Here is an 11,459-nt window from a genome sequence, read left to right as displayed (position 1 = left end):
GGGACACCGGGGTCGGGGTCGGGTCCCCGGCCCGGGTCCGGGGCCGGTTCCAGGTCCCAAGCCGGGGCCGGGTCCCAAGCCGGGTCGGGGGCCGGGGCCGGGGCCGGGTCGGCGTCCGGCTCGGCCTCCGGCCAGGAGACACGGCGGTGACTGCCCTGCGTATCGCTCACGTCGCTCGCTCCACTGGTCCGGCCCCGGCTGGTTCGGGCACGGCACCCTAGCGGGAGCGGCCGTCACGCACCAAAGCCGTTCGACTACCCAGCGTGTCGAACGAACGGATGTACCGAAGGTGTCGCCACAGCCGTACCGAAATGTCGGCACATCGCCATGACGGCGTGTCCTTATATCCCTATGTCGCCAATGCCACCTGCACGGCACACGCTCCGGCGCTCCGACGCTCCGACGCGCCGGTCGGTCAGTAGTCGAAGGCGCGGGCCGTGTTCGCCGCGAGGGCGGTGGCCATGGCGTCCTCGTCGATGCCGCGCACCGCCGCCATCGCCCGCACCGTCAGCGGGATCAGGTACGGCGCGTTGGGCCGCCCGCGGTAGGGCGCCGGCGTGAGGTACGGGGCGTCCGTCTCCACCAGGACCAGTTCCAGCGGGGCCACGGCGAGGGCCTCGCGCAGCGGCGCCGCGTTCTTGAAGGTGACCGTTCCGGCGAAGGACATGTAGTACCCGGCGGCCGCGCACTCCCGGGCCATCTCGGCGTCCCCGGAGTAGCAGTGGAAGACGGTCCGCTCGGGCGCGCCCTCCTCGCGCAGCACGCGCAGCACGTCGGCGTGGGCGTCGCGGTCGTGGATGACCAGCGCCTTGCCCTGCCGCTTGGCGATCTCGATGTGGGCCCGGAAGGAACGCTCCTGCGCGGCCATGCCCTCCGGTCCGGTGCGGAAGTGGTCCAGCCCGGTCTCGCCGACCGCCTTGACGTGGTCGAGGGCGGCCAGCGCCTCGATCTCGGCGAGGGCGTCGTCCAGCGCGCCCTCGCCGCCGCCGGCCCGGGCGCCCTGCCGTGACCAGCCGTCGGGGTCCCCGAGGACGATGCGGGGGGCCTCGTTCGGGTGCAGCGCCACCGCGGCGTGGACATTGGGGTGGGCCGCCGCGGTCTCGGCGGCCCAGCGCGAGCCCTTCACGTCGCAGCCCACCTGCACGACCGTGGTCACGCCCACCGAGGCGGCCTTCGCGAGCCCCTCCTCGACGGTGCCGGACTGCATGTCGAGGTGGGTGTGGGAGTCGGCCACCGCCACCCGCAGCGGTTCGGGCAGCGGAGGCGGGGCGTCCTTGGCGGCGGCGGAGGAGGCGGAAGGGCTAGGGCTCATGAGCCGATCTTATGACCGGCGCAGCCGCCCCAGCAGGCGGGCGAGCAGGCCCGGGCGCCGGCCGCCCGGCTCGTTGACGGCCACCGGTCCCGGCGAGTCGTGCGAGGGCCTGCGCTGCTTCGGGGGCCGCGGCGGGTTCTCGCCCGCCGGTACGGGCCCGGCGATCCCGGGGGCGATGCGGTGGTGGTAGAGCCGGTCGATGGTGGCGTTCACCTGGGAGACCGTCCCGGCCCGCATGATCCGTACGACGTGCCCGCCGCAGTTCAGGCAGGTCGGGTTCGAGAGCGGCGAGGGCACCCGCTCACCGTTCACCATGTACATGATGAACGGCTGGCCCTTGCCGTCGGTGTGGTGCTCGATCGCGTAGGCCTGCTCCCAGCCGTAGCCGCACTTCATGCACGCGAAGGAGTAGGCCTCGTGCACGGTGTGCACGTCGGGTGCGGAAACGGCGGCAGGACCTGCGGCGGGGACGGGTACCGGGGTGTCTGCGATCTCACTCATGCCAGCTCCTCTTGTTCCACTGGTGCCATTGCCAGTGGACGCCTCTTCGGGCGGGAGCGCATCAGGCCCTGTCCAGTGTTGGACTCTCTTTGGGCCAGTCATGTCTCAAAGCGGCCGGTGCGCGGTCTGAGCTTTGCTTTTCAGGTTAGCTCTTTACCGATCTACGGCATCTTCTGTGCCGCATTCTTTGCCGCCACCACCGCGTCGAAGACCTCGCGCTTGGGTACGCCGACCTCGGCGGCGACCGCCGCGATGGCCTCCTTGCGCCGCTCCCCCGCCTCCTCGCGCACGCGCACCCTGCGCACCAGCTCCTCGTCGTCCAGATCGGCGGGCCCCGCGGCGGGCGCGCCCTCGACGACGACGGTGATCTCGCCGCGCACCCCCTCGGCGGCCCACTCGGCCAGCGCGCCGAGCCCGCCGCGCTTGACCTCCTCGTAGGTCTTGGTCAGTTCCCGGCACACGGCGGCCCGCCGGTCGGCGCCGAACACCTCGGCCATGGCCGCCAGGGTGTCGTCGAGCCGGTGCGGGGCCTCGAAGTAGACGAGGGTGCGCCGCTCGCCCTCGACCTCGCGGAGCCGGCCGAGGCGCTCACCCGCCTTGCGCGGCAGGAAGCCCTCGAAGCAGAAGCGGTCCACCGGGAGCCCGGAGAGCGCGAGCGCGGTGAGGACGGCGGAGGGCCCGGGGACGGCCGTGACCTTGATGTCCTTCTCCACGGCGGCGGCGACCAGCCGGTACCCCGGGTCGGAGACCGAGGGCATTCCGGCGTCGGTCACCAGCAGCACCCGCCGCCCCTGCTCCAGGGCTTCGACCAGCTCGGGGGTGCGGGCGGACTCGTTGCCCTCGAAGTACGACAGGACCCGCCCGGTGGTGTGCACGCCGAGCCCCTGGGTGAGCCGGCGCAGCCGCCGGGTGTCCTCGGCGGCGATCACGTCGGCCCGCTCCAGCTCGGCGGCGAGCCGGGGCGGGGCGTCGGCCAGGTCGCCGATCGGGGTCCCGGCGAGGACGAGGACACCGTCGAAGGAGGGGGATTGGGCACCGCGGGGCTGGTCTGCTGTCACCGGCCCATCCTCTCATTGGGGCTCGTGGGGACTGGGGTTCGCACAGGGGCGTTCCCTACGATGACCCGGTGACCAGTACCGCGACGCCGCCGCCCAGCCCCGCGGGGGCCCCGCCCGTCCAGCCGGGCGGACGCGGCTCCGAGCACGAGCCGCCCGTGTGGCTGCGCCGCCTGCGGGGGTTCGGCTACCTGCCGGCCGCCCCGGCGGCCGATGTCCGCACCCGCCTCGTGCCCCCGTACGCCCGGCCGTCCGCCCAGCTGTGGGCGGCGCTGGGGATCCCGGAGGCGAGCCGGCGGAACTGGCAGCGTGCCATGGCCTGGGTGGGGCCGCTGCTGGTCACGCTCGTGGCGGGGGTGCTGCGGTTCACGCACCTGGGCAGCCCGAAGGCGGTGATATTCGACGAGACGTACTACGCCAAGGACGCGTGGGCCACCATCCGTCAGGGTTACGAAGCCAGCTGGCCCAAGGATGTCGACAAGTCGATCCTGCTGGATCCCGGCGCCGTACCGCTGCCGACCGACCCCGGTTACGTCGTGCACCCGCCGGTCGGCAAATGGGTGATCGGGCTCGGCGAGTGGATGTTCGGCTTCGACCCGTTCGGCTGGCGGTTCATGACCGCGCTGCTCGGCACCCTGTCCGTCCTGATGCTCTGCCGCATCGGCCGGCGCCTGTTCCGCTCCACCTTCCTCGGCTGTCTCGCGGGCGCGCTGCTCGCGGTCGACGGCCTGCACCTGGTGATGAGCCGCACCGCCCTGCTCGACCTGGTCCTGATGTTCTTCATCCTGGCCGCCTTCGGCGCGCTGCTCATCGACCGCGACCGGGCGCGGGCCCGCCTCGCGGCGGCGCTCCCGGTCGACGAGGAGGGCCGCGCCCGCCCGGACGCGGCCGTCGCGGAGACCCTGCGGCTGGGCTGGCGCCCGTACCGGCTGCTGGCCGGCGTCTGCCTGGGCCTGGCGTTCGGCACCAAGTGGAACGGCCTGGTGGTGCTGGCCTTCTTCGGGGTGCTCACCGTGCTGTGGGACGCGGCCGCGCGCCGCACCGCCGGCGCGGGGGCCCCGTACGCGGCGATGCTGCGGCGCGACGCGCTGCCGGGCTTCCTGTCGACGGTGCCGGTGGCGATCGCCGTGTACCTGACCTCCTGGCTCGGCTGGATCCTGAGCCCGGACGACGGCAGGGGCGGCTACTTCCGCGACTGGGCGGCCAAGAACGACCAGCACAGCCCGCTGTCCTTCCTGCCCGAGTGGCTGCGCAGCCTGTGGCACTACGAGACGGAGGTCTACAAGTTCCACGTGGGCCTGACCTCGGGCCACACCTACCAGTCCAACCCGTGGAGCTGGCTGGTCCTGGGCCGACCGGTGTCCTACTTCTACGAGTCCCCCTCGCCCGGCTCCGACGGCTGCCCGGCGACCGAGGCGGGCAAGTGCGCGCGCGAGGTGCTGGCCCTGGGCACGCCGCTGCTGTGGTGGGCGGGCTGCGTCGCGCTGGTGTACGTGCTGTGGCGGTGGTTCTTCCGGCGCGACTGGCGGGCGGGTGCGATCGCGTGCGCGCTGGGCGCCGGCCTGCTGCCCTGGTTCAACTACCAGGAGCGGACGATCTTCTACTTCTACGCGGTGGTCTTCGTCCCCTACCTGTGCCTGGCGGTGGCGATGATGATCGGGGCCATGCTGGGGCCGTCGGGCTCCTCGGAGCGGCGGCGGACGATCGGGGCGATCGGGGCGGGCGTGCTGGTGCTGCTGATCGTCTGGAACTTCATCTATTTCTGGCCGATCTACACGGGCCAGACCCTGCCCATGGACTCGTGGCGTGGCCGGATGTGGCTGGATACGTGGATCTGACCCGTTAACCCCGCGTAAGGTGTCCGACACAGAACCTTTGAACGCGTTCAGAGGACTGGGGCTCCTGGGGAGGGGACGCAAGTGAACGGGGCGGCTAAGGGTGCCATCGTCGGCGGGGTGTTCCTCGCGATGGCAGGCGGTGCGGCGTACGGGGTGGTCACCCTGGTGGGTGACAGCGGCAGTCACGGCGGTGACGGCAAGAACGGGGCGCGGGGCCCCGGCGCGGTGACCGCGCAGCGGGCGAGCGGGCCCGTGACGGACCAGGAGGCGGCCCAGGTCGCCAAGGCGTTCCTGTCCGCCTGGGCGTCCGGCGACGCCCGCACGGCCGCCGACCTGACGAACAACGCGCAGGCGGCGCAGCCCGCGGTGGTCGACTTCCGGTCCAAGGCGCTCGTCTCCAAGGCGGTCATCACGCCCGGCACCCCGAACGGCACCACCGTGCCCTTCAAGGTCGAGGCCGAGATCACCCACGAGGGGACGGCCAAGCCCTTCGCCTACGACTCCCAGCTGACCGTCGTCCGCGGCCCCAGCAGCGGGAAGCCGCTCGTCGACTGGCAGCCCTCGGTGATCCACCCGCAGCTGCAGAAGGACGAACGGCTGCGCGCGGGCACCCCGGCCAGCCCGCCGGTCAAGGCCGTCGACCGCCACGGCAAGGAGCTGACGCCGGAACAGTTCCCGTCACTGCGGCCGGTTCTGGACGGGCTGCGCAAGACGTACGGGCAGAAGGCCGGCGGCACCCCCGGCGTCGAGGTGTGGATCGAGCCGGCCACCGCCGACGCCCCCAAGCGGACGCTGGCGACGCTGGTCGAGGGCAAGCCGGGGCAGCTGCAGACCGTCCTCGACGCCGACGTGCAGGCGGCTGCGGAGAAGGCGGTGGCGCAGTACTCCGAGGCCTCGGTCGTCGCGGTCCAGCCGAGCACGGGCGACATCCTGGCGGTGGCCAACCACCGCCAGGACGGCTTCAACGCGGCGATGCTGGGCCGGCGCGCACCCGGCTCGACGATGAAGATCGTGACGGCGGCGATGCTGCTGGAGAAGGGCCTGGTCGCCGCCGACCGCCCGGCGGCGTGCCCGCCGAGCGCCACGTGGGACGGGAAGGTCTTCCGCAACCTGGACGGCTTCTCCCTCCAGGGCCAGCCGTTCTCGACCAGCTTCGCCCGGTCCTGCAACACCGCCTTCATCAGCCTCATCGACGACGTGAAGGACAACGGCGCGCTGCCGAGGGTGGCCAAGGAGGCCTTCGGCATCGGACTGGACTGGAAGACGGGCATCCCCTCGCAGGACGGCACCGTTCCGGTGACCTCGGGTTCGGCGGCCGCCGCCGAGTACATCGGCCAGGGCGCGATCCAGATGAACCCGCTGAACATGGCCTCCGTCACGGCCACCGCCCGCACCGGGGTGTTCCGCCAGCCGGTGCTGGTCAAGGCCTCCCTGGACGGCCGCACCCTGGCGACGGCCCCGCGGTCGCTGGCGCCGGGGGTGTCGGCGCAGCTGGTGCGGATGATGCGGCAGACGGCGACGAGCGGCACGGCGGCCAAGGCGATGGCCGCGGTCGGCGGCTCCGACAAGGGCGCGAAGACCGGCTCGGCGGAGGTCGACGGCGCGACGGCCCCGGACAGCTGGTTCACCGGCTTCCACGGCGACGTGGCGGCGGCGGCCATGGTCGAGGGCGGCGGCCACGGCGGCGACGCGGCGGGCCCGATCGTGGCACGCGTCCTCAACGCCTCCTGACGCCGGCCCCCGGCGGCAGCCGGGGGAGGAACAACGGAAGGGCGCACCAACCGGGACCGGACCAGACCCAGCCCGGACCAGACCCAGCCCGGGTCAGCCCGAGGCCGCGGCAGGGCCGAGGCCGCGGCAGGGCCGAGGCCGCGGCAGGCCCGGGGCCGCGGCAGGGCCAGGGCCGCGGCAGGGCCGGGGCAGGGCCAGGGCCGGGTCAGCCCGAGGCCGAGCCAGCCCGGGGCCGAGCCAGGCCAAGGCCGCGGCAGACCAAGGCCGCGGCAGGCCGGGGCCGGGCCAGGGCCGCGGCAAGGGCAGGGCCGGGGCAGCCCGAGGCCGAGCCAGCCCAGGGCCGAGCCAGGCCGAGGCCGCAGCAGGCCCGGACCGGATCAAGCCCGAACGGGGTCAGGCCCGAACGGGGTCAGGCCTGGACGGGGTCAGGCCTGGACGGGGTCAGCCCTGGACGGGGTCAGCCCTGGACGGGGTCAGGCCCGGGCCGGGATCAAGCCCGGGCCGGGATCAAGCCCGAACGGGGTCAGGCTCGGGCCGGGGACAAAACACCTCGCCCCCGTCCCCGCACAGCGCTAGCGTCCCCGCATGACGACGAGCACCCCGCACCCCCTCTTCGCCCAGGCCCTCGCCGACCTCGGCCTCGACCTCGCCATCCGGACCTTCCCCGAAGGCACCCGCACGGCCGCCGACGCCGCCGCGGCGATCGGCTGCGAGCTCAGCCAGATCGTGAAGTCACTGATCTTCGCGGCGGACGGCGTCCCGGTCCTGGTGCTCATGGACGGCGCCTCGCGCGTCGACGTCGAGGCGGTGCGGCGTCAACTGGACGCCGCGCAAGTCACCCGCGCCGACGCGGCGCTCGTCCGCGAGACCACCGGCTACGCCATCGGCGGCGTCCCGCCCTTCGGCCACCGCACCCGCACCCGTGTCCTGGCGGACCAGGCCCTCCTGCGGCACGACGTCGTCTGGGCCGCGGCCGGCACCCCGCACACCGTGTTCCCGATGCCCCCGCGCGAACTCGTCACCCACGCCGCCGCCGAGCTGGCCGACGTACGCGAGCGGAAGTGATCAGAGCACCTGGCAAAAACGACAAACGAACAAATCGCTAAAGGCAGCCGCGCAGCGCCCGCACCAGCGCCTGCGCGCGCGGGTCGGCGGTCACCGACTTGGCGTGCGCGTTGGTGACGTAACCGAAGCCGATGCCCGTCTCCGGGTCCGCGAAGGCCAGCGACCCGCCGCGGCCCGGATGGCCGAAGGAGGCCGGGGACAGCAGCGGGGACGCCGGCCCGTGCAGCATGTAGCCCGGCCCGAACCGGGTACCCACGACCAGCACCCGGTCGGGGCCGGCGGCGAACTCCGTGCCCGCCAGCGCCGTGGTCGCGGGCGTGAAGATACGGGCCCCGTCCTCGACCACGCCGATCGTCGCCGCGTAGAAACGGGCCAGGGCGCGCGCCGTGCCGATGCCGGCCGAACCCGGGAGCTCCGCCGCCTGGTAGACGGGGTCGTTCTCGTCGGGCGCCGGGTCGATGGCGGCGAAGGCGCGGCGGGTCAGGGACTCCGGGTCGGCGTACGCCTCCGAAACGTTTCTCCTGGGCCGCGTCTTCAGCAGCCCCGCACTCGGCGGGGGCTCGACCGGCGCCACCCGGCCCACCCGGTGCGCCTCGCCCTCCGGCAGGCCGATCCAGAAGTCCAGCCCCAGCGGCTCGGCCATCTCCTCGGCCAGGATCCCGCCGACGGTCCGCCCCGTGACCCGCAGCACCAGCTCGGACACCAGCCAGCTGAAGGTCTGCGCGTGGTAGCCGTGCGCGCTGCCGGGCTCCCAGAACGCCTGCTGCGCGGCGACGGCCCGCGCCCCGGACACCCCATCCGCGGCCTCGGCCATCGTCAGCCCCCGGTCCAGTGCGGGTACGCCGGCCTGGTGGGCGAGCAGGTGGCGGACGAGCGTCCGTTCCTTGCCGCCCGCCTTGAACTCCGGCCAGTACGTGCTCACGGGCGCGTCCAGGTCCAGCAGTCCGCGCTGGTGCAGCAGCAGGGGGACCGCCGCGGCCACGCCCTTGGTCGCCGACCGCACGATCGTCGCGGTGTCCTCGGCCCAGGGCTCGGTGCCGTTCGCGTCCTTGGTTCCGCCCCACAGGTCGACGATCTTGCGGCCGTCGCGGTACACGGTCACGGCCGCGCCCCGGTCCCCGAGGACCTCGAAGTTGCGCGCGAAGGCCTCGCGTACGGGCTCGAAGCCCTCGGTCACCACACCCTGGATGTTCACGAGCACACCAACAACCCCGGCTCTGCCCTTATGCCGCGGCCACCGAACGCGGGTCGAACCCGAACGGCAGCTCCAGCCGGTGCGCCCCCATCAACTCCTCGTCGCACAGCAGGTCCCGGGTGCGCCCGTCGGCCGCGATGACCCCCTCGCTGAGGATCACCGAGCGCGGGCAGAGCTCCAGGGCGTACGGCAGGTCGTGCGTCACCATCAGGACGGTGACGTCCAGCCCCCGCAGGATGTCGGCCAGCTCGCGCCGCGAGGCGGGGTCGAGGTTGGAGGAGGGCTCGTCCAGGACGAGGATCTCGGGCCGCATGGCCAGCACGGTCGCCACCGCCACCCGGCGGCGCTGCCCGAAGGACAGGTGGTGCGGCGGGCGGTCGGCGAAGCCGGCCATGCCGACCAGTTCGAGGGCCTCGTGGACCCGCGTCTCCAGTTCGGCGCCGCGCAGGCCGGCGGCCGCGGGGCCGAAGGCCACGTCCTCGCGCACGGTCGGCATGAACAGCTGGTCGTCGGGGTCCTGGAAGACGATGCCGACCCGCCGGCGGATCTCGGCGAGGTTGCGCTTCTCCACGGGCAGCCCGGCCACGGTCACGGAGCCGACGCCGCCGCCCAGGATGCCGTTGAGGTGCAGGACGAGGGTGGTCTTCCCGGCGCCGTTGGGGCCGAGCAGGGCGACGCGCTCGCCGCGCCCGATGGTGAGGTCGACGCCGAAGAGGGCCTGGTGCCCGTCCGGGTAGGCGTAGGCGACTCCGGACACCTCCAGCGAAGGCGCGAGGCTAATGTCAGCAGCCGCGGCAGAAGCATTAGAGGCAGAGGAGGAAGCGTTCACAGCGCCCATCCCATCAGACAGACGGCGAGCGCCGTCACCGGGAGCACGGCCGAGTACGCCCACTGGGCGCGGGTGGCCGTCACGTCGTCGATCACCGGCATGGAGCCGGCGTAGCCGCGGCTGACCATCGCGAGGTAGACCCGCTCGCCGCGTTCGTAGGAGCGGATGAAGAGGGCGCCCGCGGTCTTGGCGAGCACCCCCCAGTGCTGGATGCCGCGCGCCTCGAAGCCGCGCGAGCGCCGGGCGATGGACATCCGGCGCAGCTCGTCGCTGATGACGTCCCCGTACCGGATCATGAAGGAGGCGATCTGCACGAGCAGCGGCGGGAGCTTCAGCCGCTGGAGGCCGAGCAGCAGCGCGCGCAGTTCGGTGGTCGAGGCGAGCAGCACGGAGGCGGCGACGCCGAGGGTGCCCTTGGCCAGCACGTTCCAGGCGCCCCACAGCCCGGAGACGCTCAGCGACATACCGAGCACGTCCACCCGCTCGCCCTGTGACACGAAGGGCATGAGCACGGCGAACAGCACGAACGGCACCTCGATCAGCAGCCGCCGCAGCAGGAACCCCGCCGGGATCCGGGCCGCGGCCGCGACGGCGGCGAGGAGGACGGCGTACAGGGCGAACGCCCACATCGCCTCGCGCGGCGTCGACACGACGACGATCACGAACCCGGCGGTGGCGGCGATCTTGCAGTGCGGCGGCAGCTCGTGGACGGGCGAGTGCCCGTGCCGGTAGAGCTTGTGCGCGTGACCGGCTCCCACGTCAGCTCGCCGACGGGGCGGCCGTCGAGGCCGCGGTCAGGTCCTGGGCGCGGCGCCGGCGCACCGCCCAGAAGATCCCGGTGCCGACGGCCACGGTCGCGCCGACGCCGATGACTCCGGCGAGGCCGCCGGACAGGCGGGCGTCGTCCACGTCCTTGACGCTGTAGTCGGCGAGCGGGGAGTCGGCGGTGGCGTGTTCCCGGGTCTTGGCGTCGATGCCCTTGTCGGCGGCGACCTTCTCCAGGCCGTCCGGGCTGCTGGAGGCGTAGAAGGAGACGAATCCGGCGAGCACGAGGGCGGTGACCAGTCCGGTCAGCCAGAGCTTGCGGGTGGAGCGGGCGGCGGCCGGGACGGGGGCCGCGGCGGGGGCGTCGACGAGCTCGCCGCCGACGCGCAGCTTCAGCGGGGTGGCGAGCCCGCGCGCGCCGTGCACCAGGTCGGGCCGTACGGCGATCACGGCGCCCACGGTGGCGGCGGTGATCAGGGCTTCCCCGATGCCGATGAGGACGTGGACGCCGACCATGGCGGTGAAGACCTTGCCGATCGGGACGTCGGTGGTACCGCCGAGGGCGTAGAGGAGGGTGAACATGACAGCCGCGCCCGGGACGGAGAGCAGGGCTCCGGTGAAGGCGGCCACGGTGACCGAGCGCCGGCCCGACGGCAGGACCTTGAGCAGGAGGCGGAAGACGGCGTAGGAGACGAGGACGGTCACCACGGCCATGTTCAGGATGTTGACGCCGAGCGCGGTGAGGCCGCCGTCGGCGAAGAGGATGCCCTGCATCAGCAGGACGACGGACACGCAGAGCACGCCGGTGTAGGGGCCGACGAGTATCGCGGCGAGCGCGCCGCCGAGGAGGTGGCCGCTGGTGCCGGCGGCGACGGGGAAGTTCAGCATCTGAACGGCGAAGATGAAGGCGGCGACGAGGCCGGCCAGCGGAGCGGTGCGTTCGTCGAGCTCGCGGCGGGCGCCGCGCAGGCTGACCGCGACAGCGGCGGTGGCCGCCACTCCTGCGGCCACCGAGACGGGTGCGTCGATGAATCCGTCGGGCACGTGCATGGAGCGGCTCCGCTTCCTCTTCCTCACATGAGTGTTTAACCGTTCAAGAGTAGTGCCCACTTGCAAATGATTGGCAAGAGCCGCTGCCACACAAATACATACGTGCGGTTTCGTGGGA

10 protein-coding genes are annotated in these 11,459 nt (G+C 73.2%); 3 read left to right on the top strand and 7 right to left on the bottom strand.

All coding sequences use genetic code 11. The annotated features are described in order from the left end of the window. Positions 1-415: 415 nt before the first annotated feature. The 3 genes from ACFVXK_RS05845 to rsmI form a co-directional block, all read right to left on the bottom strand. Entirely contained in the window at positions 416-1,312 is an 897-nt protein-coding gene (locus ACFVXK_RS05845; RefSeq protein WP_389610277.1) for a TatD family hydrolase, read from the bottom strand. 9 nt (positions 1,313-1,321) lie between these two features. Continuing rightward, a complete protein-coding gene (locus ACFVXK_RS05840; RefSeq protein WP_389610276.1) occupies positions 1,322-1,813 on the bottom strand; it encodes a hypothetical protein in 492 nt (163 codons plus the stop codon). A 161-nt stretch (positions 1,814-1,974) separates the two neighbouring features. Further along, on the bottom strand, positions 1,975-2,871 hold the full coding sequence (rsmI, locus tag ACFVXK_RS05835) for a 16S rRNA (cytidine(1402)-2'-O)-methyltransferase (protein ID WP_389610275.1): 897 nt from the start codon (positions 2,869-2,871) through the stop codon (positions 1,975-1,977). A 68-nt stretch (positions 2,872-2,939) separates the two neighbouring features. Between rsmI and ACFVXK_RS05830 the strand changes: the two genes are divergently transcribed. The 3 genes from ACFVXK_RS05830 (at position 2,940) to ACFVXK_RS05820 (ending at position 7,502) form a co-directional block, all read left to right on the top strand. Continuing rightward, complete coding sequence (locus tag ACFVXK_RS05830; protein WP_389610274.1) at positions 2,940-4,706, top strand: dolichyl-phosphate-mannose--protein mannosyltransferase; 1,767 nt, start codon at positions 2,940-2,942, stop codon at positions 4,704-4,706. A gap of 81 nt (positions 4,707-4,787) precedes the next feature. Continuing rightward, a complete protein-coding gene (locus tag ACFVXK_RS05825; protein WP_389610273.1) occupies positions 4,788-6,437 on the top strand; it encodes a penicillin-binding transpeptidase domain-containing protein in 1,650 nt (549 codons plus the stop codon). A gap of 585 nt (positions 6,438-7,022) precedes the next feature. Then, positions 7,023-7,502, top strand: coding sequence for a YbaK/EbsC family protein (locus tag ACFVXK_RS05820; RefSeq protein WP_389610272.1), 480 nt, complete (start codon positions 7,023-7,025; stop codon positions 7,500-7,502). Between the two features lie 37 nt (positions 7,503-7,539). Here ACFVXK_RS05820 and ACFVXK_RS05815 read toward each other — a convergent pair whose 3' ends face one another. Genes ACFVXK_RS05815 through ACFVXK_RS05800 form a run of 4 tightly spaced genes read right to left on the bottom strand, consistent with a single transcriptional unit; the run spans position 7,540 to position 11,341 of the window. Then, the gene (locus ACFVXK_RS05815; RefSeq protein ID WP_389610271.1) at positions 7,540-8,697 is read right to left on the bottom strand and encodes a serine hydrolase domain-containing protein; all 1,158 of its coding nucleotides are present in this window, start codon (positions 8,695-8,697) and stop codon (positions 7,540-7,542) included. A 28-nt stretch (positions 8,698-8,725) separates the two neighbouring features. Continuing rightward, complete coding sequence (locus tag ACFVXK_RS05810) at positions 8,726-9,535, bottom strand: energy-coupling factor ABC transporter ATP-binding protein (RefSeq protein ID WP_389610270.1); 810 nt, start codon at positions 9,533-9,535, stop codon at positions 8,726-8,728. Then, positions 9,523-10,284 carry a cobalt ECF transporter T component CbiQ gene (gene cbiQ / locus ACFVXK_RS05805; RefSeq protein ID WP_389610269.1) on the bottom strand — a complete coding sequence of 254 codons (762 nt, stop codon included), beginning with the start codon at positions 10,282-10,284 and terminating at the stop codon, positions 9,523-9,525. The genes ACFVXK_RS05810 and cbiQ overlap by 13 nt, the downstream gene beginning before the upstream one ends. Position 10,285: 1 nt before the next feature. Beyond that, positions 10,286-11,341, bottom strand: coding sequence for an energy-coupling factor ABC transporter permease (locus ACFVXK_RS05800; protein ID WP_389610268.1), 1,056 nt, complete (start codon positions 11,339-11,341; stop codon positions 10,286-10,288). Between the last annotated feature and the right edge of the window lie 118 nt (positions 11,342-11,459).

It is taken from the genome of Streptomyces sp. NPDC058157 (assembly GCF_042884105.1).
GTDB lineage: Bacteria > Actinomycetota > Actinomycetes > Streptomycetales > Streptomycetaceae > Streptomyces.
This window is presented reverse-complemented; position numbering and strand designations above follow the sequence as displayed.